This is a genomic window from Bradyrhizobium sp. CCBAU 53415, assembly GCF_028128735.1.
Classification (GTDB): Bacteria; Pseudomonadota; Alphaproteobacteria; order Rhizobiales; family Xanthobacteraceae; genus Bradyrhizobium.
Genome location: NZ_LBJF01000027.1, coordinates 671,890 through 697,775, shown reverse-complemented (window position 1 = coordinate 697,775; position 25,886 = coordinate 671,890). Strand labels below are relative to the sequence as shown.

The following is a 25,886-nucleotide window of genomic DNA, read 5'->3' as shown; positions in this document are numbered from 1 at the left end:
GCGGCATGGCGGGCGCAATGTGCCGCGTCGCGCGGCAAGCCGGAAGGTCCGGCCGTCCGGGACCCGGTCGTCAGGTCCGGAAGAACACGAACCAGACGACGGCGAGGATCAGGATTGCAAGCCCGGTCGAGATGGCGAGCAGCGCCGCCACCGAAGGCCCGAGTTCGCCCTGGCGCGCCTCGGTCGGAGTTTCCACGATCCGCTTCTGCTCTCGCGTGGTTGCCATGGGTGACCTCAATCTCTGGCTGGCGCGTCCGATCGCCGCGACGTCTTCGCGGCTATGAAGTGCCGGGGCAACGCGTGATCTCGGGCGATGTTCCGGACCATGGGCGGCCCGGCAACAGGGCGCAGGCGGCAGTTAACGCCGTTGCAAGATTCCGCGCCGGCGGTTGCTATGATTCGCACCGGTACGATGTTATCTTTGCCGCTTGTCCTCTGTTGCGTCTGGAGTAGCCCATGGCCCCCCGCGCCAATTGGAAGGGTTTTCTGCGTCTGTCGCTCGTGACCTGCCCGGTCGCGCTCTATCCGGCCACTTCGGATACCGAGAAGGTCTCGTTCAACCAAATCAACCGCAAGACCGGCCACCGGATCAAGTACCTCAAGGTCGACGCCGAGACCGGCGACGAGGTGACCTCCGAGGACATCGTCAAGGGCTACAAGGTCGACACCGACACCTATATCGAGGTCACCAAGGACGAGCTGGACGACATCGCGCTCGACTCCACCCACACGATCGAGATCGACGAGTTCGTGCCCAAGGCCGACATCGACAACCGCTACCTGATCCGTCCCTATTATCTCGTGCCGGACGGCAAGGTCGGCCACGACGCCTATGCGGTGATCCGCGAGACTATCCGCAGCATGGACAAGGTCGCGATCGGCCGCGTCGTGCTGACCAACCGCGAGCACATCATCGCGCTGGAGCCGCTGGAGAGCGGCCTGATGGGCACGCTGCTGCGCTACCCCTACGAGGTCCGCAGCGAAAAGGAATATTTCGACGACATCCAGGACGTGAAGCTCACCAAGGACATGCTCGATCTCGCAAAACACATCGTCGAGAAGAAGTCCGGCGCGTTCGAGCCCGAGCTGTTCGAGGACCATTACGAGACCGCCCTGATCGATCTCATCAACAAGAAGCGCAGCGGCATGCCGATCACCGCGAAGGTCGCACCGAAGACCGGCGGCAACGTCATCAACCTGATGGACGCGCTGAAGAAGAGCCTCGCGAGCGAGAAGGAAGCGGCACCTGCGGCGAAGGTCGCCAAGGAGACCGCCAAGGAGACAGCCAAGGGCAAGAGGCCGAAGAAGCGCGTCGAGGGCCAGCGCGAGATGCTGCTGCCGATCGCCGGCAAGGGCGGCGGCACGGCGAAGACAGCGACCAGGGAAGCGACCAAAGACACTTCGAAGAAGGCCGACAAGCCGGTGCGAGCGAAGAAGGCCGGCTAACAGCATCAAGACCGGTGGTCGCGCCGTGATGTCTCTCCTCGCCGATCGGCCGGTCTGACATGCCCTGGTCGACCGCGTTCGACGATCCTGTTCGCGTGGGCAAGCGCAAGCTGCTCACGCTTCAGGATGCGGCGGACTACATCATGCAGCTGCCCGAGGCCGCCCAGCACGAGGCGCACTGGCAGACCGCCATCGAGACTTTGATCAATGCGGCCGAGACGGGCGGCGGCTGGGTGATGTTCGCCCGCATCGCCATGTTGCGGGCGCTGAATGCGGGCGGCCGGAGCGGATGAAGCGCGATCGAGATGTCCTTGCCGGCCCATTGACGAACAGGCTCAACAATCGGTTAAGCGGCCGCACGATCACGGCCTGACGGGCCGGTCCAGCCCCTGGGCTGCCGATTTGAAACCATTTGGACGGATCAACGGAACCTTAATTTAATGAATGCCGTCGTATGAGCAGGGATCGCGCCGGGCTCGATTCTTCTGGCGCGCACAAGGTCATATTCGATCGATTTACGAGTCCAACAAGGGCGCGACCATACATTGGATCGGATGAACGGGAGCTGGCAATGCGTCTGCTGAGGTCTTTCCTTGTCGATGAGAATGGCGCAACCGCAATCGAGTATACCCTGATCGCCGCCGGGATCGCTCTGGCAATCGTGACCGTCGTGAACAACACGGGTGGCGCGCTGCTCAACAACAAATTCAACTCGATCAGCTCGGCGATGAAGTAACGGCCGGCCCCGGCCTGCGTAACGGCGCGCCGCGCTCGCGCCCATGTCTGCCGGGCTCCGCGGGCCATGATCTGGGTCAACAGCATCAAGACGGGGACGCTTAAGCATGGAGATCCAACTCCCTGCTGCCGGCCTGTCCATGCATCCAGACCTTCCGCACTCCCAACTGAAGATCCGCCGCGTCCGGCTCGATACCGGCCGCGAGAACGTCGTCGTCGTCTCCAGGCACTCGAAGGCGCTGCGCGCGGAGATCTTCCGCGGCTTCAGCCGTGTCGAGCTTCGTCAGGGCGGCAAGGTCATGCTGGCGACGTTGCTGATCACGGATGACGACACGCTGGCCGCTCCGGACGAGATCGGACTCTCCGAACCTGCGTTCCGGCGCTTCGCGGAAGCCGCCGGCACGCCGGTCACGGTCAGGCCCGCCGCGCCTCCGGAGAGCCTGGAAGCGGTGCGCGCCAAGATCCGCGGACGGACCTTGAGCCAGGCCGAGATCGGCGCGATCATCAGCGACCTCGCGCATTATCGCTACTCCGACATGGAGATTGCCGCCTTCCTGATCGGTTCGGCCAGCTTCATCACCAGCGACGAGCTTCTTGCCCTCACCGGGGCGATGGCGCAGGCCGGCACGCAATTGGTGTGGCCGACCCCGGTCGTCGTCGACAAGCACTGCATCGGAGGCATCCCGGGCAATCGCACCTCGATGGTCGTGGTGCCGATCGTCGCCGCCCATGGCCTGCCGATCCCGAAAACCTCCTCGCGCGCCATCACCTCGCCCGCCGGCACCGCCGACACGATGGAGGTCCTGGCGCGGGTGAATATCGGCGTCGAGGAGATGAAGGCGATCGTCTCTTCCTGCAACGGCTGTCTGATCTGGGGCGGGCACGTGAACCTGTCGCCGGCCGACGACGTCCTGATCTCGGTCGAGCGCCCTCTGAGCCTCGACACGCGCGAGCAGATGGTCGCCTCCATCATGTCCAAGAAGATCGCGGCAGGCTCGACCCATCTGTTGATCGACATCCCGGTCGGGCCGACCGCGAAGGTCACCGGCGGCGTCGAGGCGATGCGGCTGCGAAAGCTGTTCGAATTCGTCGGCGACCGCTTCGGCCGCACGGTCGAGGTGATCACGACCGACGGAAGCCAGCCGATCGGCAACGGCATCGGGCCGGTGCTGGAAGCCAACGACGTCATGGCGGTGCTCGGCAACGAGCCGGGCGCGCCGCGTGATCTGCGCGAGAAGTCGCTCCGGCTCGCCGCCCATCTCCTCGAATACGATCCGAAGCTGCGCGGCGGCGCCGGCTATGCCCGCGCGCGCGACCTGCTCGACAGCGGCGCGGCGCTGAAGCAGATGCAGAAGATCATCGACGCCCAGGGTCCATCGACCTGCAGCAACGAGCTCGGACCGCTCAGCTTCGAGATCGAGGCACCGCATGACGGCATCGTGGCCGCGATCGACTGCCTGCGCCTGAACCGCCTCGCCCGCAGCGCCGGCGCGCCGCTCGACAAGGGCGCCGGCATCCGCCTGTTCAAGAAGATCGGCGACCGCGTCGAGCAGGGCGAGCCACTCTATCGCGTCTACGCTTTCGACCGCCCCGAGCATGATCTGGTTGCCGCCGCTGCGGCCGAAGAGAGCGGTTACCTCGTCAACGGTCACGAGGCGCCGCAAGGCAAGACGGCGCCATGAGCACGATCGCGCTCCAGACCTTGCCGTGCGGCGCAGATGCGGCGAAGCGCCTCGCGGCACGGCTTGGGCTTGCCTGCGGCGAGATCGCCGTGCATCGCTTTCCGGACGGAGAACTGCGCGTCGCGGTCGCGCCGGCGACCGACACCGCGATTCTCTACGCCCCGCTCGATCAACCCAACGACAAGCTGATCACCCTGCTCTTCGCTGCGGAGGCCCTGCGACGTGGCGGCGCGAAGCGGCTCGTCCTGGTCGCGCCCTATCTCTGCTACATGCGGCAGGATGCTGCATTTCATGCGGGCGAGGCCATCAGCCAGCGCGCCATGGGCAATCTGCTTGCAACCACCGTGGACCGCGTCGTCACCGTGGATGCGCACTTGCATCGCACCCCCGACATCAGGACCGTATTTCCGGGTATCGAAGCGGAGAACCTGTCCGCCATGCCGGCCATCGCGAAGGCGCTGGCGGCGGGCGGCATCGATCCGGCGACCGTCGTGATCGGTCCCGACATGGAGTCCGAGCCCTGGGTGACCGACGTCGCGAGTCGGTTGCGATTGCAGCACATGGTGGCGGGAAAGACGCGGCACGGCGATCGATCCGTGGCCGTCAACCTCGCCGATCCTGCCCTGCTCTCGGGACGACCGGCGCTCATGGTGGATGACATCGTCTCCTCCGGGACGACGCTGATGGCGACGGCGAAGGCGCTGAGAGCAATGGGCGCGACCGCCGTCGATGCGATCGCGACGCACGCGCTGTTTCCACCCGCGATGATCGCGGCATTCTCTGAGGCCGGCATCCGATCGATCCGCTCGACCGACAGCGTGCCGCATCCGACCAATGCGATTTCGCTCGACGAGATTCTCGCGGCCGCCTTGCGGTCCGAATTGACCACGGCCCAACTTCCGGAGACGACGACATGAGCATCACCGTTCGATTTTGCGGTGCCGCTCGCACCGTGACCGGCTCGAGCTATCTGTTCCAGACCGCGACCGGCCGCTTCCTGGTGGATTGCGGCCTGTTCCAGGGCCAGAAGACGCTGAAGGAGCTCAACTACGGCGCATTTCCGTTTCGCCCCGCCGATATCGATGCCGTGCTGCTCACGCATGCCCACATCGATCATAGCGGCCTGCTGCCGAAACTCGTGCGCGCGGGGTTCGAGGGACCGATCCTGGCGACGCGCGGCACGATCGACCTCTGCTCCTACATGCTGCCCGACGCCGGTAACATCCAGGAATCGGAAGTCGCTCAGCTCAACCGGCGCAACGCCTCGCGCGGGCGCAAGGAGGTGCAGCCGATCTATACGCAGGCCGATGCGATTGCATCGCTGCAATCGTTTCGCGCGGTCGACTATGAACGCTGGACCGGCGTGATCCCGGGCGTGCGCGCGCGCTACTGGAACGCCGGCCATCTGCTCGGCTCCGCCTCGATCGAGCTCGAAATCGCCGAGCAAGGTTCGACGCGACCGCTGCGCGTGCTCCTCTCCGGCGACGTCGGGCCGGAGGCCAAGCTGCTCCAGCCCGATCCCGAAGCGCCAACCGATTTCGACTACGTCATCTCGGAAGCGACCTATGGCGACCGGGTGCGTGAAACCACGACGCCTGCGCTCCGCCGCAAGCACCTCGCGGCCGAGGTGCGCGATGCTGCGGCGGCCGGCGGCGCGCTGCTGCTGCCCGCCTTCGCGGTCGAGCGCACCCAGGAGTTGATCGTCGATCTCGTCGACCTGATGGAGCACGGCGGGATTCCGACGGCACCGATCTTCCTCGACTCGCCGCTCGCGATCCGCGCGACCGAAGTGTTCCGCCGGCACGCCGAGAGCCTCGACCCATCCGTCGACGTCGCCCGCCTGCTCAACTCGCCGCATCTCAAATTCACCGAAACCGCGGACGAGAGCAAGGCGATCATGCGTCTGTCCGGATTCCACATCATCATCGCCGCGAGCGGCATGTGCGATGCCGGCCGCATCCGCCATCATCTGAAGCGCTGGCTGTGGAACGAGCGCGCCACCGTGCTGCTCGCCGGCTTCCAGGCCAACGGCACGCTCGGCCGTTTCCTCCAGAACGGAGCCAGGGCCGTGCGGATCCAGGGCGAAGAGATCAAGGTCGCGGCGCGCATCCGCATGATCGACGAATATTCGGGCCATGCCGACGGCCCCGGCATCGCCGGCTGGATCGCGGCGCGCCGACCCATCGCCCGCGGGCTGTTCCTGGTCCATGGTGAGGAAGATGCCATCGCGGGGCTCGCCGAACGCGTCGCCGAGCGCATCATTCCGGCGGCCAGGGTTTACCAGCCGATACTGGACGACATCTACGAACTCGCCGCGCCCGAACCGCGCGTGCTCGACGTCGATCACCGCCGGCGGCTGGCGCCGGAGGCCGTGACCCGTCTCGACTGGCACAACGAGATGTCGGAGCTCATGCTCGATATCAACGATCGTGTCGCAGCCGCCGCCGACGACCGCGCCCGCGGCGTCATCATCCGAAGGCTGCGCCGCGCGCTGCAGGAGAAGGCGTAGAGAGGGACGCCGATCGCAGTCAGAGACATCGGCGTCGGTCAATCTCGTCATTGCGAGCGCGTGCCGCCATAACGCGCGTCTCTCGTGTCCCGGACGCGCTGCAGCGTTCTTACGCTGCTGCGCAGAGCCGGGACCCGGAAGGCTGCGCATTTCATTGAGCGTGGGCCCCGGCTCTGCAGCGCACCGCTGAAGGAAGCGCTGCGCTGCGTCCGGGGCACGAGACCGCTGTTCAACGATAGACATAGCTGCTTATCCTCGCGGCGCGTTTCGCCCGAGCTTTGCTGTCTTCTTCCGCCCTTATCTCAACAAGGGCGCAGGGAAGGCCGGGCGCCGGCTGGCACCCGAAGTCCCGCGTGTGCGAGAGAACGCGCACGGGGTGGACGACAGGCAACGCCGGGACATCCCGGCCTTCCCTGCGCGATGGTTTTCACGGTGTCCTTCGTGCTCTCCCCGGGGAGCGATGCACTATTGCCCCCGTCACCTTGCGGATGGCTGACGCGCACACCCGGTCGGGCCGCCACATCACCGCAAGCCTTGACGCACAGACCCCGGGCGTCAGGACCACACGACTTCTCCGTCCGCGCACATCCTCATCCGCATTCCCGACGGCTGGCGTGCGCTCACCGTCGAGGCCGAACAAGGACGCTGTCAGCGCCGTGTCGTATCGCGTCTGCCGCTGCTCACGGATTTCCCCGCCCTGCAGCCAACTTCGCGCGCCGACGCCGTCGCGGCCACCGCATCCCGGCCCGCGTCTCGTGACGATCGCGAAACGCCCCTTGCGGCGGGCGGGATAACGCGGGTTGTATGGTAAAACAGAATTTCTGTAAATGCGAATATTTTGCCGCAGGGCAATTGACCCGGCATTGGCGTGTTTTGCCCGTCGGGCAGCACAACGGATTGTAGCCGGGGTGGACCAAGCTCGTGCAGGACCGATCCGGCGGCGGCATCGGCGTGCTGGACGGGGGTCCCGGCGACAACGTCGTGATCCAGTCGTTGCTCGCCCAGGCAAGCTTCCACGCGGGCACGCTGGTCCGAGCACGTGATGGTGCGGTGGGCACGATCGTGCGCGACCTCGGCGCGCGCGATCGTCAGTTCGGACAGGGTTGTCCGGCGGCGCCCCACAGGGCCATGTCCTTGACGTGATCCTCGAAGGTGCCCGGCGGCGTCGAACGGCCTGCTCCGGGCGCCCAGCCCCGCGGGATGAAGCCGTTCAGCGACGCATCGTGCCGCAAGTGCTCGACGAGGCCGGCGGCGTCGCGCCCCCCATTGCGCTTGGGGTCCTTCATCTGCGCGCAGATCTCAGCGCCGCTCTTGCCGAACCAGATGAAAGCCACCGGCGCGAGTTGCCAGTCGATGCCGGCGCGCGGCGGCGACGGTGCCGGCTCGTTCGCCTGGGTGGACGTCATGTGACAGGTTGCGCAGGGAATCGCCTCCGCGCCGATGCGGCTCTCGCCACCGTGAATATTCATGCCATGCGGGCGCGGCCTGGTTTCGCCTGCCGGGGTCCAGATCGGTATGGCCTTGGCATCGACGTGGCAGTTGGCGCACCGGGGATGGGTCACGACGGCCTCAATCCGCTTCCAAGCCTCCAGTCCGGCGGCGCGGCTGACGCTGCCGGGCGGCAGCACATCCTTTGCGGCCTCGTCGTTGGCTGCGACGATCCCGGTGAAGGCCGCGATCGCAGAAGCCGCGAAGACGACCGCAATCAGAGATCTCTTCATGGCTCGCCTCACACGAAATCGATGAACTTGTTGAAGGGCATTTCGCGGATGCGCTTTCCGGTCGCCGCGAAGATCGCATTGGCGAGCGCGGGCGCAGCAGGCGGCACCGGCGGTTCGCCGACGCCCCTCACCTTGGGATCGTTCTCCAGCCCGCGAACTTCGATGACCGGACATTGATAGATCCGCATGGCTTCATGGTGGTTGTAATTGGTCTGCTGCACCGCGCCGTTTGCGTAAGTGAGTTCGCAATTGATCGCATGGCCGAGCCCCCAGACGACGCCACCCTGCACCTGGTTCTCGAAATTGACGGGATCGACGACCTTGCCGACATCGGCCGCGACCCAGACCTTGTCGATCCTGATGCCCCGGTCCGTGGCCGTCACCTCGACGACTTCAGCCGTCGGTGTGCCGAACGATTCCACGAAGGCGACACCCCGTCCCCGGCCGTTGCCGAGCGGCCCCTTCCAGTCCGACATCTCCGCGACGGTCTCCAGCACCTTGCGATAGTGCGGCACGGTGCACATCGCGATGCGCGCCTTCATCGGATCGAGGCCGGCCGCATGGATCAATTCGTCGATGAAGCTTTCCGTGAAGAAGCCTGATGTCGAAGCGCCGACCGAACGCCACGTGGTGCTTGGCGACAGTCCCTGCGCCTCGTAGCTGGTGGCCCGGAAATTGGGGATGTCGTAATAGACGTTCCACAGGCCGGCGGCCAATTGCCCGTCGGGATCCTTCGAGGGCGTGCCCGAACGCTCGAGCAGTCCCTTGAGCGGCGTCGTCGAGGCCAGTTGCAGATCGGCGGCGACGATCTTGCTCTTGTCGACGCTGCCGCGATGCCGCGCGATCGCAATCTGCCGCGGAATGTCCTGGAGGAAATCCTCTTCGCGCGAGAACACGAGCTTGATCGGCGTGCCCTTCATCTGATTGGCGATCTCGGCGAGAACGCGGACGTTCTCGTACTCGAGACGGTGGCCGAAACTCCCACCACTCCACTGGTTGTGGAAGGTGACCTGTTCCGGCTCGAGGCCGATCGCCGTCGCCGCGACATATTGCACGAAGCGCGGGCTCTGATGGCCGACCCAGATCTCCATGCCCTTGTCGGTGACGAGGCCGATCCCGTTCAGCGGCTCGAGCGGCTGATGCGCCACATAGGGCGCGCGATATTCGGCTTCGACGAGCTTGCCCGTCTTCAGGCCGGCTTCGATGTCGCCGATTTTTCGCCACTCCTTACCCAGGAATTCCGGCTTGAAAGAGGATTCCAGCACTTTCCAATGGTCGGCCTGCTCGGCGGGATAGGCGGAGGGCGCCCACTCGCAGGCGATGGCCTCGACCGCCTTCATCGCGTACCAGCTGTTCGTGGCGATCACCGCGACGCCATTCTTGATTTCGAGGATCTTCTTGACCCCCGGCATCGACCGGGCCTTGCCGGCATCGTATGATTTCAGCGGCTGTCCCTTGTTGGGGTTCAGCTTGACGGAGGCATACATCATGCCCTCCGTTCTCTGGTCGATGCCGAACTTCAGCTCGCCCATCACTTTCGAGCGGACGTCGAGCCGCATCATCGGTTTGCCGAGCATACGCCATTTGGACGGGTCGCGCGGCTGCGCATCGAGCACCGGCGGAATTTTCGACGCCTCCGCCGCGAGTGCGACATAGGCGATCTTGGTTCCGTTGGGCAGGATCACATGGCCTGATTGAGTGCGAAGGTCGGCCACTGCGACGCCCGAACGTTTGGCGGCAGCGGCTTTGAGCGTTTCGCGCGCAACCGCGCCGGCGACACGCAGCTTGTCGTAGCTGTCCGGCAGCGTGCTCGACCCACCGGTCATCTGCAGGCCGGCCTGTCTCAGCCATTCGAGCGTCTTGGCGCGCGCTTCCTCCGCGGCCGGGCTCTGGTCCGCCGCCACGAACGGCGCGAACTCGTCGGCGAAGCCGGTGTTGAAATAGGCGGGGCTTGGACCGGCGAACCGGATTTCGAACTGGCCGGGGTCGAGGTCCATCTCTTCCGCGATCATGATCGGCTGCACCGAGCCGACGCCCTGGCCGATGTCGGCGTGTTGCGCGATCAGCGTGATCTTGTCCGGGCTGATCTCGACCCAGGGATTGAAGGTCACCGAGTTCGGTCCGAGGCCGGCGGCCAGCGGATTGTCATCGGCGCTCGGCGCGGCCGCTTCGGCGCTGCCATAGGCGCCGAAGGCAATGCCGCCGGCGACCGCGGCGGAGCCGATAACGAAGGCCCGGCGCGAAAGGCTCTGTATGTGACCCATCTCACTTCTCCGCCATCTTCTTTGCCGCAGCCGCGTGGATCGCCGCGCGGATGCGCGGATAGGTGCCACAGCGGCAGAGATTGCCGGACATCACCTGGTTGATCTCGTCGTCGGTCGGATTGGAGATCAGATCAAGCAACGAGATGGCCTGCATGATCTGGCCGGTCTGGCAATAGCCGCATTGCGGGACCTGATGCTCGATCCAGGCCTGCAGGACCGGATGCTGCTCCTTCTTGTCCAACCCTTCGAGCGTGACGACCGACTTGCCCGCGACCTCGCCGATATGCGACTGGCAGGACCGCACCGCCATGCCGTCGATCTGGACAGTGCAGGCGCCGCATTGCGCGACCCCGCAGCCGTATTTGGGACTGGTGATGCCGAGTTCGTCGCGCAGCACCCACAACAAGGGCATCTCAGGAACGACGTCGACCTGGCGCTTGATCCCGTTCACCGTGAGCTCGATCATGTCGGCATACCCCTTCGCGGCGTTGGAGTTAGCGTGCCCTCGAGCCTTCAACGCTGTCAAACCGAATCCCCACCGCGTCTGCGCCCCGTTTCGAATTCGCACGATGACGATAGAGGATTTGCGTTTGGAGGGCAGTTGCACGCGGTGAACCGCCTATCGCGACAGCAGCGGAGCGCACGAGTGCACCTTCTCGTCGCGCGACATTCTGATCAATGCCAGGACGACACTGCGAACCGCTAAGTAGCGATGGCGAACCTTCCTGCGCGCGCGTCCTGCATGGCTGACCTACCTGCGGATGCGATCAGCCATGCTTTACGCCTCCGGGAATTCCTGATCCTCTCTCCCCAATCGGCCGGACCAACCGGCCAAGCCTTAAGGGAGAGAGACGCCATGAAGCTCGGCACCGCGATTGCGGAAATCATGAGGCGCGAGGGGATCGAGATCCTCTGCGGCTATCCGGTCAACCATCTGATCGAGCATGCGGCGAAAGCCGAGATCCGCCCGGTGATGGTGCGGCAGGAGCGCGTCGGCATCCACATGGCGGATGCGATCTCGCGGGTGACGTCGGGGCGCCGCATCGGCGCGTTCTGCATGCAGCACGGGCCCGGCGCGGAGAACGCGATGGGCGGCGTCGCGCAGTGCTTCGGCGAATCCGTGCCGGTGCTGGTGCTGCCGATGGGCTATCAGCGCAGGCTGTCGCATATCGAGCCGAACTTCAATTCCAGCGAGGCGATGAAGCCGTTCGCGAAGTCGTCCGAGCCGATCATCCTGGCCGCGGAAGTCGCCAACATCTTCCGCCGCGCCTTCACCAGGCTGAAGAACGGCCGCGGCGGGCCCGTCATCGTCGAGATCCCCTCGGACATGTGGAACGAGGAAGTGCCGGAGCCGCTCGACTACACGCCGGTGCTGCGCACCCGCTACGGCGCCGACCCTGTTCACGTGAAGGAAGCAGCCAGCCTGCTCGTCAACGCGAAACGGCCGGTGATCTATGCCGGCCAGGGTGTGCATTACGCGCAGGCGTGGCCGCAACTGAGGCGGCTGGCCGAGCGGCTGGCGATCCCCGTCACCACCAGCTTGGGGGGCAAATCGTCGTTTCCGGAAACGCATCCGCTCTCGCTCGGCTCCGGCGGCCTCGCGGTGCCGCGCGCGGTGCCGAAATTTCTGAGCGAGGCCGACATCATCTTCGGCATCGGCTGCTCCTTTACCGAGACCAATTTCGGCATCGCGATGCCGAAGGGCAAGACCATCATCCATTCGACGCTCGATCCCAATCATCTCAACAAGGATGTGGAAGCCAGGATCGGCCTCGTCGGCGATGCCGGCCTCGTGCTCGATGCGCTGCTGGAAGAGATCGGCAAGGCCGTCACCGCGGATCGCGATGCCTCGGCGGTCGCAGCCGAGATCGCGGCCTCGCACAAGGAGTGGCTGGCGAAATGGATGCCGAAGCTGACCAGCAATGACGCGCCGCTCAGTCCATATCGTGTGCTTTGGGACCTGCAGCACAGCGTCGACATCGAGAACACCATCATCACCCACGATGCCGGCAGTCCGCGCGACCAGCTCTCGCCGTTCTGGAAGGCGGTGAAACCCCTGACCTATCTCGGCTGGGGCAAGACGACGCAGCTTGGTTACGGCCTTGGGCTGGCGATGGGCGCCAAGCTCGCAAGGCCCGACAAGCTCTGCATCAATGTCTGGGGCGATGCAGCGATCGGCTTCACCGGCATGGATTTCGAGACCGCGGTGCGCGAGCGCATCCCGATCATGTCGATCCTGCTCAACAATTTCTCGATGGCGATCGAACTGAAGGTGATGCCGATCTCGACCGAAAAATATCGCTCGACCGACATCTCCGGCGACTACGCCGCGATGGCGCGCGCCTTCGGCGGCCATGGCGAGCGGGTGACCAGGCCGGAGGACATCGTGCCCGCGATCAAGCGGGGCATCCAGAAGACGCAGGAAGGGATCCCGGTGCTGCTGGAGTTCATCACCAGCAAGGAGACGGAGGTGTCGCGGCCGGGCACGTGAGCAGGGCGGTTTTCAGCAAGGCTTCCGACGCTGGCTCCGGCCGTAGGGAATGTGATAATCCGGCGCGGTGCCGCGTGCGTCGCGGCATCGAGCCGGATTACGGATGACCAGCCCTCCGAACAACATCGCCGATGAACTCGCAGCCGAGAACGCGCGGCTGCGGAGCGAGCTTGCGGTAGCGTGGGATCGTCAGAGTGCCAGCGCCGAGATCCTGCGCACCATCGCGGCCTCGCCCTCCGACGCGCGGCCGGTGTTCGCGGCGATCGCGTCCAGCTCGAAGCGCCTGCTCGGAGGCTTCTCCGCCACCGTGCTTCAGTTCATCGGCGACGAGCTGCACCTCGTCGCGTTCACGCCGACCAGCCCGGAGGCTGACGAAGGGCTGATGGCGTCGTTCCCGCGCAAGATCGCGGACTTCCCGACCTTTGCCCTCGTACGCGACGGCGAGACGATCCAGTTTCCCGACAGCGAGGCCGCCGACGTTCCCGAGCTGAACCGGGAGCTCGCGCGGCTGCGCGGCTTCCGCAGCGTGCTGTTCATGCCGTTGATGAACCGGGGCGCGCCGGTCGGCATGATCAGCGTCACGCGCGCCGAGCCCGGCGCATTCGCGCCCGATCACGTGCAGCTGCTCCAGACCTTTGCCGACCAGGCCGTGATCGCGATCGAGAACGCGCGGCTGTTCAACGAGACGAAGAAGACGCTCGAGCGCCAGACGACGACGGCGGACATCCTGAAGGTGATGGCCGCCTCGCCCTCGGACGTGCAGCCGGTGTTCGATGCCATCGCCGCCAACGCCAATCGCCTGATCGGCGGATTCTCCACAGCGGTGCTGCGCTATATCGACGGTGCCGCACATCTTGCGGCATTCACGCCGACCGACCCCGCGGGCGATCGCGAGCTCCAGGCCTCCTTCCCGGTGCCGTTTGCACAGTTCCCGCCCTACCCGCTCGTGGCCAATGGTACCGCGGCGCAACTGCCCGACACCGAGCTCGAGCCGGCCGCGCGCGACATCGCCCGCGCCCGCGGCTATCGCAGCATGCTGTTCGCGCCCTTGATGAGCGAGGACGAAGCCATCGGCATCATCATCGCCACGCGCCGAACGACCGGCCATTTCGCCGAGCATCACGTGCGGCTGCTACAGACCTTCGCGGATCAGGCGGTGATCGCGATCAAGAACGTGAGCCTGTTCAACGCGACCAGGGAAGCACTGGAACGTCAGACCGCGACCGCCGATATCCTCAAGGTGATCGCGGCCTCACCGTCAGACGTCACGCCGGTGTTCCAGGCCATCTCCGACAGCGCCAAGGCGCTGATCGGCGGCCACTCCTCCACCGTCACCCGCATCGTCGACGGCATGCTGCATCTGGCGGCCTTCACCACCGACAATGACGCCGGCAACGCCGATCTGCTCGGCTCCTTCCCGGCGCCGCTCTCGGCTTCTGGCATTCACAGCCGGGTGGCACGCAGTGGACAATATGCCTTCCGCAGCGACATGCAGAGCGAACCTGATCTCACCGAAGCCATGAAGGAACTGGCGCGAACGCGAGGTTATCGCAGCATCCTGGTGGTGCCGATGCTGCGCGACGGCGTCGCGATCGGCACCATCGCCGTCACGCGGCGGGAGCCCGGTCATTTTCCTGACAAGGCGATCAACCTGCTCAAGACCTTTGCCGACCAGGCCGTGATCGCGGTCGAGAACACGCGCCTGTTCAACGAGGTGCAGGACCGCACGAGCGAGCTGGCCAGATCACTCGACGATCTGCGCGCCGCGCAGGACCGGCTGATCCAGACCGAGAAGCTGGCCTCGCTCGGCCAGCTCACCGCCGGAATCGCCCACGAGATCAAGAACCCGCTCAACTTCGTCAACAATTTCGCCTCGCTGTCCGCCGAGCTGACCGAGGAGCTGAACGAGGTGCTAGCGCCGGTATCGCTCGCAGACGATGTCCGCGCGGAGGTCGACGAGCTGACGGGGCTTCTGAAGGACAATCTCGCGAAGGTCGTGCAGCACGGCCGCCGTGCCGATTCCATCGTCAAGAACATGCTGCTGCATTCGCGCGAAGGCGGCGGCGAGCATGGGCTGAGCGACATCAACGCGCTGGTCGAGGAAAGCCTCAACCTCGCCTATCACGGTGCACGCGCCGAGAAGCCCGGGTTCAACGTGACGCTGGAGCGCGCGCTCGACCCCGCGGCCGGGCAAGCCGAAGTGTTTCCGCAGGAGATCAGCCGGGTGCTGCTGAACCTGATCTCGAATGGATTTTACGCGGTGACGAGGCGCAAGGCGAAGGACGGCACCGCAGGCTACGAACCGGTAGTGACCGCCACGACGCGCGATCGCGGCGACAGCATCGAGATCCGGATCCGCGACAACGGCACCGGTATTCCGGACGAGGTGAAGGAGAAGATGTTCAATCCGTTCTTCACCACCAAGCCGGCCGGCGAAGGCACCGGCCTCGGGCTGTCGATGAGCCATGATATCGTGGTGAAGCAGCACGGCGGCACGATCGACGTCACCACCGAGCCGGGCGAGTTTACCGAATTCACGATCCTGCTGCCGCGGAAGAGCGGCTTCCCCGACAAGGACAGGTAGCTACGCTCGGAAGGTGCTTTCATGAATCTGACCCGGCTCATTCGGCGACAACTGGTTTCGCTGTCCGGCGTCGGCCTCGTGCTGGGCGCGCTGTTCTTCGCGGCCGCGCTGACGCCGACGCTGGTGCCGCGGAGCTATCTCACGCAAGGCGCCCTCGCCGGCGCCTGCTTTGCGATCGGCTACCTCGCCGGCAACCTCTGGCGCTGGCTGTGGCACTATCTCGAGCTGCCCGAGCCCTCGACGCGCCTGCGCTCGTCTGCCAACGCACTGGTCGCGGCCGGCTGCCTGGTCGTCGTCGTCATCTATCTGCGGCGCGCCGCAGAGTGGCAGAACTCGATTCGCGCTGTGATGAAGATGCCGCCGGTCGAAACCGCGCATCCCTTCAAGGTCTGCGCCATCGCCCTCGTCACGTTCGCCGCATTGCTGCTGCTGGGGCGGCTGTTCGCGCTTGTGTCGCGATTCCTCGCCAGGCACACGAAGCGCATCATTCCACGCAAGGTCGCGAACGTCATTGGCGTGGTGGTCGCGGGCCTGCTGTTCTGGTCGATTGCCAGCAATGTCCTGATCAGCACGGCATTTCGTGCGCTCGATTCGTCCTTCCGTGAACTCGACGCCCTGCACGAGCCTGAACGACCGCAGCCGACCGCGCCGGATCGCACCGGAAGTCCGGCGTCGCTGGTGAAGTGGACGGAGCTGGGGCGCACAGGCCGCCGGTTCATTGCCTCGGGTCCGACCGCAGCGGACATCGGCGCCGTCACAGGCCGGGCCGGGCATGACCCCGTGCGCGTCTATGTGGGCCTTGCCGGCGGAGGCACGGCGCAGGCGCGCGCGAAGCTCGCGCTGGAGGAGCTCAAGCGCCAGCACGGCTTTGAACGCAAGATCCTGATCGTGATTACGCCGACCGGGACCGGCTGGATCGATCCGTCCGCGATGGATACGGTCGAATATCTCCACCACGGCGATGTCGCGAGCGTCGCGATGCAATATTCCTATCTCAACAGCCCGCTGTCACTGCTGTTTCAGCCCGAATACGGCGCAGAGGCAGCGCGCGCCTTGTTCGCGGAAATCTACGGCTACTGGACGAGCTTACCGAAGGACCGGCGGCCGAAGCTGTATCTTCACGGGCTCAGCCTCGGCGCCATGAATTCGGAAAAATCCGCGGAGCTGTTCGAGACGATCGGCGATCCCATTGCCGGCGCGCTATGGAGCGGGCCACCGTTCGAGAGCCGCATCTGGCGCTCGGTCACCGCGAGCCGCAACCCCGGCTCGCCGGCATGGCTCCCGGAATTCCGCGACAGCCGCTTCGTGCGCTTCATGAACCAGAATGGGCCGACAGTGCCGCCAGATACGCCCTGGGGCCCGATGCGCGTCGTCTACCTGCAATATGCCAGCGACGCGATCACGTTCTTCGCCTATCGCGATGCCTATCAGGCCCCGGCCTGGATGAGCGTGCCGCGCGGACCGGACGTCTCGCCGGAGCTGCGATGGTATCCGATCGTGACGATGCTGCAGCTCGCCCTTGATATGGCGGTCGCGACCAATACCCCGATGGGCTTTGGCCACGTCTACGCGCCCGAGCACTACGTCGATGCCTGGGTCGCGGTCACCGATGTCCGTGATTGGTCTGCTGAAGCGCTGGCGCGGCTCAAGGAACAGCTCGCAGCGAAAGCGCGGAAGACCGGCAATGCCGACGACGATCCCGATCGCGGCGGATAGAGCATGATCCGGAAAAGTGGGCAGCGGTTTTCCCACGCGACAAACGCGAAACGCGTTTGCGCGGAGATCATGCTCAAATAATAGAATCCCTAGTCCGCCATCTCGACGTGCTTGGTGACGGAAGGGCCGGCCAGCGGCCGCTCCTCCATCACGATCAGGCAGAGCGCGGCGCCGGTCATCAGCGCGGTGGCGGCGCCGAAGACGTAGCGGAATGCATGCCGCATGTCCTCGGCGGGGATCGCGGGGATGCCGCCTGCGGCGTGATGCTCGCCGGCGAGCGGGATGTCGGTGCCGAGCGCGATCAGCAGGATCGCCGCGAAGGCCGCGACAGTGAACGAGGACATCAGCGAGCGGAAGAAGTTCAACGCGCCGGTGATGGTGCCGACCTGTGGTCGCGCGACCGAATTCTGCACCGAGACCACACAGACCGGAAAGGTCGTGCCGAGGCCGAGCGCGAACGCCGCCATCAGCGTCAGCAGGCCCCATAGCGGCAGCGTCGTCAGCGTGAGACCGAGGCCGCACAGCGCGGCCCAGGACGTGCCGATGATGGCGACGCGCTTGTAGTGCTTGGCCCGCGCCATGGTACGCCCGGCGATGGCCGCACCGCAGGTCGAGACTGCCGCCAGCGGAATCAGCGCAAGCCCCGCCTCGCTGGCGCTGAGGCGGTAGACAGATTCGTAATAGAGCGGGAGCTGGACCGTGAGGCCCGTAATCGCGCCAAGCGCACAGCCCCCGGCCATCAGCCCGAACGGTACGACGCTTCCGCCGAGCAGCGGCAGCGGCAGGAACGGCTCCTCCGCCCGCCGTGCGTGCCAGACGAAGGTGACGACGAGCGCGACGGCGCCGCCCACCATCGCGAGCACGGTCGGCGACAGCCATGGATAACGCGTGCCGCCCCAGGTCAGCACCAGCATGAAGACGACGGCCGAGGCCATCAGCAAGACACCGCCGAGCCAGTCGACCTTGCGCTTGCGGTGGAACACCGGGATCTTCTTCATCTTCGGCAGCAACAGTCCGAGCGCCGCGGCGGCGAGCGGCAAGTTGATCCAGAAAATCATCGACCAGTGCAGATGCTCGGCGAACACGCCGCCGATGACCGGACCGAGGATGCCGCCGACCATCCAGACGCTGGAGAAATAGGCCTGGTACTGGCCGCGCTCGCGCGGGGAGACGACGTCCGAGATCACGGTTTGCACGACAGGCATGATGCCGCCGCCGCCGAGGCCCTGAAGCCCGCGCGCCAAGATCAGCATCGGCATGTTCGGCGCGATCGCGCACAGCACCGAGCCCGCGACGAACAGGCTGAGCGAGATGATGATCATGACGCGGCGGCCATAGATGTCGCTGAGCGTGCCGAACACCGGCGCGACCGCGGTCGAGGCGAGCAGATAGGCCGTGATCACCCAGGAAAGATTGGAGACGTCCTGGAACTGGCGCCCGATGGTCGGCAGCGCGGTCGCCACGATGGTCTGGTCGAGCGCGGCGAGGAACATCGTCAGCATCAGGCTGATGACGATGGTGCGGACCTCGTCGGAGGTCAGCGGCACCGGCGGCGCGATGGACGGCGCGTCATCGACGCTCAACACCTCGCTGGGAAGGCGGGAAAGCTCGTCGGCAATGTCGTCAGGCAATGTCTGGACGTCGGCAGCGTTTTGCCGTTCGAATTTGTTCATCTCGATCGGAGTTATGTCGCGGCGCAACGCCGCGCAGGATTCGTTCTATGCAATCCAATGTAGACAGCAAAGTTCTTCCCAGGCAGGCGCCGCGGCGCATGGGTGCATCCCGCCCCGGGGTCATCCCGAACACGTGATCAGTCGAATGAACGAAACTTCCGCGACGCTGGACCCTCTCTCCATCGTCATGGCCGGGCTTGTCCCGGCCATCCACGATCGCTCGTGCGGTGCAGAGAACGTGGATGCCCGGGACAAGCCCCGGGCATGACGAGTTTGCGGAACGGCTGCGGGCTCGAGAGGACTGATCCTGCCCTGGAAGGCGGATCAGTCCCTTGGGCGTCGCTTCAGACGGGCCCGTTTCGGCAGCACGGCCGGCCATTGCACGATGTGGTGCTCGAGCTCCTCGTCCGGGATCTCCTCTTCGCTGCCTTCCACGCGGCCGCGGACGGAAACGCCGGCCTCATGCACGGTGTTGGGATCGCCCGAAACCAGCGGATGCCACCAATAGAGGTCGCGCCCCTCGGCGACGAGCTTGTAGCCGCAGCTCGGCGGCAGCCAGTTCAGGGTGCGAACATTGGCCGGGGTCAGGCGGACGCAATCCGGAACCTTGTCGGAGCGATTCGGATAGTCCTTGCAGGCGCAGCTCACCCCATCGAGCAGCTTGCAGCCGACATGGGTGAAGTAGATCCGCCCGGTATCCTCGTCCTCGAGCTTGTTCAGGCAGCAGCGCCCGCAGCCGTCGCACAGGCTTTCCCATTCGGGCCCCGACATCTCTTCCAACGTCTTGGTTTTCCAGAAGAATTCTTCCTGACCTGAAGGTCGTTTGGGAGCTGCGGTCATGCGCCTCAACAAGATTCGAAAGAGCTACGGCGACGTCATCTAGGGCGCGCCGCCGCACGGGTGCAAGCAAGGCCTCCTTGAAGCCCGTAAAGACCCGGGGTCAATTAGGCCTGTTGCTCAAAATCGCGAGCGTGACCATTGGTTTATGGACCCCGCTCGGCTAGAACGAACAGCAAGTCCCTCGGATGCTGGCCGGGCGCCTTGGGTTTGCCGCAACATTCCCTCAAGACGTCTCGATGCCGTCCCGGCCGGGTGCTTGAACGCTTTCGACGCAGGCCTCAAGGGTTCTAGGTGCGCCAGATCATACCACCGCATTGGAAGCAGAGGGTCCGGAATTTCTTCCTCGACCTCGATGCGCGCATCGACTCCTCGCTGTTCTCCTCGGCCAAGGGCATCCGCGAGCTCTACGAGCGCTACTCGACCTTCATGGACCGCTTCTATGTCGGGCGCTGGAAGCGCTGGGTGTTCGTCGAGCCGCTGTCGGAAGCCGCGACCCTCGGGCTCGGCGGCCTGGTCGTGATGCTCACCCTCGCCATCCCCGCCTTCCGCGAGACCGCGGACGAGGACTGGCTGAAGAAGTCCGATCTCGCTGTGACCTTCCTCGACCGTTACGGCAACCCGATCGGCAGCCGCGGCATCAAGCACAACGACTCGATCCCGCTGGAAGATTTTCCCGATGTCCTGATCAAGGCGACGCTGGCGACCGAAGACCGCCGCTTCTACGAGCATTTCGGCATCGACATCGCCGGCACCGCGCGCGCGCTCGTCACCAACGCCCAGGCCGGCGGCGTGCGACAGGGCGGCTCCTCGATCACCCAGCAGCTCGCCAAGAATCTGTTCTTGAGCAACGAGCGCACGATCGAGCGCAAGGTCAACGAAGCCTTCCTCGCGATCTGGCTGGAATGGCGCCTGACCAAGAACGAGATCCTCAAACTGTATCTCGACCGCGCCTATATGGGCGGCGGTACGTTCGGCGTCGACGGCGCCGCGCATTTCTATTTCAACAAGTCGGCGCGCGACGTGACGCTGGCGGAAGCCGCGATGCTCGCCGGCCTGTTCAAGGCGCCGACCAAATATGCGCCTCACATCAACCTGCCCGCCGCCCGCGCCCGCGCCAACGTCGTGCTCGACAACCTCGTCGATGCCGGCTTCATGACCGAAGGCCAGGTGTTCGGCGCCCGCCGCAACCCGGCCTTCGCGGTCGACCGCCGCGACGAGGCTTCGCCGAACTATTATCTCGACTACGCCTTCGACGAGATGCGCAAGCTGGTCGACACGTTCCCGAAGTCCTACACCGAGCGCGTCTTCGTGGTTCGCACCGCGATCGACACCAACGTGCAGAAGGCGGCGGAAGACGCGGTCGAGAACCAGTTGCGCCAGTTCGGCCGCGACTATCACGCGACGCAGGCCGCGACCGTCGTCGCCGATCTCGACGGCGGCATCCGCGCCATGGTCGGCGGCCGCGACTATGGCGCCAGCCAGTTCAACCGCGCCACCGATGCCTATCGGCAGCCCGGCTCCTCGTTCAAGCCCTACGTCTACACCACGGCGCTGCTGAACGGTTACACGCCGAATTCGGTCGTGGTCGACGGCCCCGTCTGCATCGGCAATTGGTGCCCGCAGAATTATGGCCATTCCTATTCCGGCTCGGTGACGCTGACGCAGGCGATCACGCGCTCGATCAACGTCGTGCCGGTGAAGCTGTCGATCGAGATCGGCCGGCGGGATCAGCCGAAGGCGCCGAACCCGGCCAAGATCGGCCGCGCCAAGATCGTCGAGGTCGCGCGCCGCTTCGGTCTCAAGGCGCCGCTGCCCGACACGCCATCGCTGCCGATCGGTTCGGACGAAGTCACCGTGCTCGAGCATGCCGTCGCCTACGCGACCTTCCCCAACCGCGGCAAGGCGGTGACGCCGCATGCGGTGCTCGAGGTGCGCACCGGCGCCGGCGACCTGGTCTGGCGCTGGGACCGCGACGGGCCGAAGCCGCGCCAGGCGATCCCCGCCTCCGTTGCCGCCGACATGGCCGGCATGATGAGCCACGTCGTCAGCGAGGGCACCGCGCGCCGCGCCGCGCTCGACGGCATTCCGACCGCGGGCAAGACCGGCACGACCAATGCGTATCGCGACGCATGGTTCGTCGGCTACACCGGCAATTTCACCTGTGCGGTCTGGTACGGCAACGACGACTACTCGCCGACCAACCGCATGACCGGCGGCTCGCTGCCGGCGCAGACCTGGCACGACATCATGCTCGCCGCGCATCAGGGCGTCGAGGTCCGGGAGATCCCCGGCGTCGGCATGGGCCAGAAGCTGCCGCCGCAGCACGTGGCCAACGCGCAGGCCCATGCGGCACCGAGGGTGCTGGAGACCAAGCCGGGTCCGCCGCCGGTGCTGACCAAGCGCGGCGCCGACATCCTGGTGCGCGTCGAGAAGCTGCTCGACGATGCGGCCAGGACCGCGAATAAATCCGCGGCCGACGACGGCAAGCCGGCCCAGCCGTCTTCGTCGACCAGTGCGCTCGCCTTCCCGCAGAACTATGCGGAAGAGAGCCTCAACGCTTCCGCTCCACGCAAGAACTGATCGAAACCCGTGCGGCTGATCCTGATCACATTGACGGCGCTCCTTCTCGCAGGCGTGGTCGGCGTCGGCGCGACCTGGATGACGACGACGCGCGGGACCGAGATCGGCGCGCTGACCATCGGCGCCTGGACCGCACGGCCGCGCACCGGCACCGCCGACGTCGATCCCTATTCGCGCGCCACCATCGTGCGCAACGGCGAATTGCCGATCGGCACCGGCGACGGCGTCGCCTTCACCGCCACCACCGACGACAGGAAGAAGGCGCTCGACGGCCGCTGCGACGTCGTCGTCTCCGGGGTGACGCCGCCGGCGCGGTTCTGGACGCTGACGCTCTACGACCGCAAGGGCCATCTCGTCGCCAATTCGCTTGCCCGCTACGGCTTCACCAGCCAGGAGATCGTGCGGCAGTCGGACGGCTCGTTCGAGATCCGCATCGCCTCGCGCTCGCGCGCCGGCAACTGGCTGCCGACCGGCGGCATCGAGCGCTACGCGCTGATGCTGCGCCTCTACGACACCCCGGTCGGCGTCGCAACGCGCACCCAGCGCGATGCGCCGATGCCCAGCATCACGACGGTGGGCTGCTCATGATCCGGCTCGTGTTCACCATCATTGCCGGCGTGGTGCTGGGCCTCGTGGTCCATCTCGTCAGCGTGCTGGCGCTGCCGCGGATCGCGACGCAGGATGCCTATTCGCGGCTGACGCCGATGACGAAGGTGAACGCCGTCACCCAGCTTCCCCTCGCCGACCCCAGCAGTTCGCCGATGCCGTTCATGGATCCGGCCTTTGCGCTGGCGATCTGCCGCTACGACCTGTCGGGCGGACCGATCAAGCTGACGGTGCCCGTCAGCCAGGCCTACACCTCGGTGTCGTTCTACACCCGCAACGAGATCGCCTATTACGCCATCAACGACCGCTCGGCCGGCAGGAAGGTGATCGAGCTCGATTTGATGACCGAAGCGCAGCACAGCGAGCTGCCCGAGGACGAAGAGGTCACCGCGGCCGACCGGCTGATCATCGATTCCCCAAGCACGACCGGCCTGATTCTGATGAAGGCGCTCGCCCCCGAGCCCGGCCTGATGCCGCAGGCGCAAGGTTCGCTTGCGGCCGCAACCTGCGCCCCGCAGACCGAACCGCCGGCCAAGGCCGAAGCCCCGCGCGGCCGGCGCTGAGCGCGGCCGTTTTGGCGGCGCAAAACAAAAACTGCGAAAACAACCCCATGCACAGTAGCGGGGACGTTGAAATCATTACGTTCTTCCGTCGGCGATAACGAAGCTACCGGGCGACGCCTACGCTCCTTTGACCCGTCGGGCAAAACACCGGCATACTGGCATCATCGAGAGTTCGTCACACCCGCGCGGAGCAGCCCGTCGCGGGTGTTCTCATTTGGGAGCACGGATTGCGATGACCGAGAGATCCCTATCGTTCCCCACGACAAGCAAGACATAGCCGTCCCGGGCCGCGCGTTGCGGCGCAGCAATTTGCGACCACAGAGTGCGCCGACTATCAAGACCTGATACCATATCGCCTTGGTCCTCACGCTGCGATGAGGGTCGAATGAAACGGCGGAAGTTCATAGCGGGCACCGCGGCGCTGCTCATTTCGCCATGTTATTCCCGGGCGCAGGGAAAACGCCGTCGAATCGGCTTTCTCGCCGTAGGTGATGGAGGTGGGAAAGCCCTCAATCAAGCCGAGCTTGTGCTTCTTGATACGCTGCGAAGCCTCGGCTGGGTCGAGGGAAAAAATCTCGTCATCGAGTATCGCTTTTCCCATCCCTCGGATCGACTGGCGGCATCTGTCGCCGATCTGATTGCCCTCAGTCCCGATCTGTTGGTCGCTCCCGGTCCGCAAGCGGCCGTAGCGCTGAAGTCGGCAACCACCACCATTCCCATCGTATTCGTGAGTGTGGCCGACCCCGTGAAGCTTGGCCTCGTGCAAAGCCTGTCGCGTCCCGAAGGCAACGTGACGGGCCTTTCGACCATGGTACCGGATGACTTCCTCGCGAAACGTCTCGAAATCCTTCGAGAACTCGTCCCCGGCGCCTCGAAAATCGCGCTCTTGGTCAATCCGGACAATCCAATGCAAAGGCTATATCTCGCGGAAGACGTACCCCGCCTAGGCCGGGAGCTCGGCGTGGCCTTGCTGCCGGTCGAGGCAGCCACGGCCGAGGAGCTCGACGTCGCGTTTGCATCCGCTGCCGCCCAGCACGCCGATGCGATCATCGATTTTGGCGATACGCTCACCTATGTTCAGGCTCCGCGGATTATCGCGCTCGCGGCGAAATATCGCCTGCCGGCAAACTATCTGTTCCGGCATTATGCTGATGGCGGATTATCGGTCTACGGAGCCGACGCCCGAGATCTGTTCCGCCGTGCGGCGCACTACGTGGACAAGATTCTCAAAGGCGCCAGGCCTTCCGAGTTGCCGGTAGAGAGGCCAACCAAATTCGAGCTGATCATCAATATGAAGACTGCCAAAGCGCTGGGCCTCACCGTGTCCCCCTTACTTCTCGTCCGCGCCGACGAGGTGATCGAATAGCGACGACGATTGCGGAGGTGCAGGAGTCCCTTCATGGCGGATGCCGCCCGCCAAAGCTCCCAAAGTCGGACCACCTAGCTTGGTCGCGATTGCGCACGAAACTGTCGTGGCGTAACACCGGAAATCCGACGGAAGGCGCGAGTAAAGTGGGCCGGATCAGCGTAGCCCGAGGAGAAAGCGATCTCGATAATCTTGGAATCCGTGTCACGCAAAAGCCTGCCGGCATTCTCGAAGCGGATCGTATCGATCAGATCCGAGTACGTGAGACCGGCGTACGCGAGCTTGCGTTGCAAGCTCCTCGTGCTGGCGCCCGCCATCTCCGCGATTTCAGCAAGGGCTGGAAGTCCTTGATCCAGGTAAGCCGGCAACATCAACTTGAGCGTTGCGATGATATCATGATCTGACGGACCAACCTCGCCATCCTGCGAAGAAACCACGTTTTCCCTTGCACGATTGGGAAGGCTGAGGAGCGCGATCGGCACATCGATCCACGAAGACTCCTGACCAGACAGGAAGCGCGTGCTTGGCCAGAATGATTGACACGCAAGGCTCGGCGTATGGCGCGCTTCAAAGGCGATCGTTGCCGGAGCCCAATCCGGTCCGGCAAATTGCTGGACGATGTATATCGGGAAGATATTCTGAAGCCATTGTGAATGCTCGAGATGCAACAGTCCTTTTGTTCCGGTGAGTCTGCTGCAAAATCTCACGTGATCGTCGTAGCGCTCGATCCAGTTGCTCAAGTTCGAGTCCTCGATCGAGGCCCATTTGCAAGCCTGTTGCAATGCGACCAACAGCGTTGGGGAATGGCCGATCAGGGTCCGGGTTTTCTCGCTCAGGTGACAATAGTGCAGACGTCGAGAAGCGTGGTATCCGAAATCCGTGATGCCTTGCGATCTGCTGGCGATTTCTGCGAAGTCGATTGCTTGCAGTATCGGAACGTAGTGATTGGCCTTTTCTTCCAACGATGGGGGGAGACGAGTTCTTTCCAGGAGCGAACCCGCGGCTGCGCCCATTTCTCTAAGGATATCAGCGAAGGGCATGAGGAATTGGCAACGCGTCAGATGAATTGTTGCCATCGGTGCGCCCCCTCAATCGTAGCCGGATGCTGGG

The 25,886-nt window shown here is 65.0% G+C and carries 20 protein-coding genes; 13 read left to right on the top strand and 7 right to left on the bottom strand.

Translation table 11 applies throughout. The annotated features are described in order from the left end of the window. Positions 1-70 precede the first annotated feature (70 nt). A complete protein-coding gene (locus XH87_RS31370) occupies positions 71-226 on the bottom strand; it encodes a hypothetical protein (protein ID WP_271590219.1) in 156 nt (51 codons plus the stop codon). A gap of 230 nt (positions 227-456) precedes the next feature. Between XH87_RS31370 and ku the strand changes: the two genes are divergently transcribed. The 6 genes from ku (at position 457) to XH87_RS31340 (ending at position 6,372) form a co-directional block, all read left to right on the top strand. After that, positions 457-1,446 (top strand): non-homologous end joining protein Ku, encoded by a 990-nt coding sequence (ku, locus tag XH87_RS31365; protein WP_271590218.1) that lies wholly within the window; start codon positions 457-459, stop codon positions 1,444-1,446. 59 nt (positions 1,447-1,505) lie between these two features. Continuing rightward, positions 1,506-1,739: a hypothetical protein gene (locus XH87_RS31360; protein ID WP_271590217.1), complete on the top strand. Its 234-nt coding sequence runs from the start codon at positions 1,506-1,508 to the stop codon at positions 1,737-1,739. A gap of 278 nt (positions 1,740-2,017) precedes the next feature. Then, positions 2,018-2,182: a Flp family type IVb pilin gene (locus XH87_RS31355; RefSeq protein WP_271590216.1), complete on the top strand. Its 165-nt coding sequence runs from the start codon at positions 2,018-2,020 to the stop codon at positions 2,180-2,182. Between the two features lie 139 nt (positions 2,183-2,321). Then, entirely contained in the window at positions 2,322-3,863 is a 1,542-nt protein-coding gene (locus XH87_RS31350; protein ID WP_271590915.1) for a thymidine phosphorylase family protein, read from the top strand. Beyond that, on the top strand, positions 3,860-4,780 hold the full coding sequence (locus tag XH87_RS31345; protein WP_271590215.1) for a ribose-phosphate pyrophosphokinase: 921 nt from the start codon (positions 3,860-3,862) through the stop codon (positions 4,778-4,780). The genes XH87_RS31350 and XH87_RS31345 overlap by 4 nt, the downstream gene beginning before the upstream one ends. Continuing rightward, positions 4,777-6,372 (top strand): MBL fold metallo-hydrolase, encoded by a 1,596-nt coding sequence (locus XH87_RS31340; RefSeq protein WP_271590214.1) that lies wholly within the window; start codon positions 4,777-4,779, stop codon positions 6,370-6,372. The genes XH87_RS31345 and XH87_RS31340 overlap by 4 nt, the downstream gene beginning before the upstream one ends. 1,088 nt (positions 6,373-7,460) lie before the next feature. Here the strand turns inward: XH87_RS31340 and XH87_RS31335 are convergent. From XH87_RS31335 to XH87_RS31325, 3 genes are read right to left on the bottom strand one after another with little or no spacing between them, the layout of a single operon-like run. After that, complete coding sequence (locus XH87_RS31335; protein WP_271590213.1) at positions 7,461-8,093, bottom strand: hypothetical protein; 633 nt, start codon at positions 8,091-8,093, stop codon at positions 7,461-7,463. An 8-nt stretch (positions 8,094-8,101) separates the two neighbouring features. After that, positions 8,102-10,357 carry a xanthine dehydrogenase family protein molybdopterin-binding subunit gene (locus XH87_RS31330; protein ID WP_271590212.1) on the bottom strand — a complete coding sequence of 752 codons (2,256 nt, stop codon included), beginning with the start codon at positions 10,355-10,357 and terminating at the stop codon, positions 8,102-8,104. 1 nt (position 10,358) lies between these two features. Then, positions 10,359-10,823, bottom strand: coding sequence for a (2Fe-2S)-binding protein (locus XH87_RS31325; RefSeq protein ID WP_193374077.1), 465 nt, complete (start codon positions 10,821-10,823; stop codon positions 10,359-10,361). A 246-nt stretch (positions 10,824-11,069) separates the two neighbouring features. On the opposite strand from XH87_RS31325, the gene XH87_RS31320 reads away from it, so the two are divergent. The 3 genes from XH87_RS31320 to XH87_RS31310 all read left to right on the top strand — a co-directional run bounded on the left by XH87_RS31320 (position 11,070) and on the right by XH87_RS31310 (position 17,148). After that, a complete protein-coding gene (locus tag XH87_RS31320; RefSeq protein ID WP_333909208.1) occupies positions 11,070-12,848 on the top strand; it encodes a thiamine pyrophosphate-requiring protein in 1,779 nt (592 codons plus the stop codon). A gap of 103 nt (positions 12,849-12,951) precedes the next feature. After that, positions 12,952-15,432, top strand: a complete 2,481-nt coding sequence (locus XH87_RS31315; RefSeq protein ID WP_271590210.1) for a GAF domain-containing sensor histidine kinase — start codon at positions 12,952-12,954, stop codon at positions 15,430-15,432. 21 nt (positions 15,433-15,453) lie between these two features. Further along, positions 15,454-17,148: an alpha/beta hydrolase gene (locus XH87_RS31310; RefSeq protein ID WP_271590209.1), complete on the top strand. Its 1,695-nt coding sequence runs from the start codon at positions 15,454-15,456 to the stop codon at positions 17,146-17,148. 89 nt (positions 17,149-17,237) lie between these two features. Here XH87_RS31310 and XH87_RS31305 read toward each other — a convergent pair whose 3' ends face one another. Next, on the bottom strand, positions 17,238-18,821 hold the full coding sequence (locus XH87_RS31305) for an MDR family MFS transporter (protein WP_271590208.1): 1,584 nt from the start codon (positions 18,819-18,821) through the stop codon (positions 17,238-17,240). A gap of 324 nt (positions 18,822-19,145) precedes the next feature. Continuing rightward, entirely contained in the window at positions 19,146-19,661 is a 516-nt protein-coding gene (locus XH87_RS31300) for a YcgN family cysteine cluster protein (protein ID WP_271590207.1), read from the bottom strand. Positions 19,662-19,952: 291 nt separating this feature from the next. Here XH87_RS31300 and XH87_RS31295 point away from each other — a divergent pair, with 291 nt between their 5' ends. The 4 genes from XH87_RS31295 (at position 19,953) to XH87_RS31280 (ending at position 24,776) form a co-directional block, all read left to right on the top strand. Continuing rightward, the gene (locus tag XH87_RS31295; RefSeq protein ID WP_271590206.1) at positions 19,953-22,241 is read left to right on the top strand and encodes a transglycosylase domain-containing protein; all 2,289 of its coding nucleotides are present in this window, start codon (positions 19,953-19,955) and stop codon (positions 22,239-22,241) included. Positions 22,242-22,250: 9 nt separating this feature from the next. After that, on the top strand, positions 22,251-22,829 hold the full coding sequence (locus XH87_RS31290; RefSeq protein ID WP_271590205.1) for a DUF1214 domain-containing protein: 579 nt from the start codon (positions 22,251-22,253) through the stop codon (positions 22,827-22,829). Further along, positions 22,826-23,410: a DUF1254 domain-containing protein gene (locus XH87_RS31285; protein ID WP_271590204.1), complete on the top strand. Its 585-nt coding sequence runs from the start codon at positions 22,826-22,828 to the stop codon at positions 23,408-23,410. Before XH87_RS31290 ends, XH87_RS31285 begins: the two co-directional genes overlap by 4 nt. 385 nt (positions 23,411-23,795) lie before the next feature. After that, positions 23,796-24,776, top strand: a complete 981-nt coding sequence (locus tag XH87_RS31280; RefSeq protein ID WP_271590203.1) for an ABC transporter substrate-binding protein — start codon at positions 23,796-23,798, stop codon at positions 24,774-24,776. A gap of 74 nt (positions 24,777-24,850) precedes the next feature. Here XH87_RS31280 and XH87_RS31275 read toward each other — a convergent pair whose 3' ends face one another. Then, positions 24,851-25,852 (bottom strand): AraC family transcriptional regulator, encoded by a 1,002-nt coding sequence (locus XH87_RS31275; protein WP_271590202.1) that lies wholly within the window; start codon positions 25,850-25,852, stop codon positions 24,851-24,853. Positions 25,853-25,886: the final 34 nt, after the last annotated feature.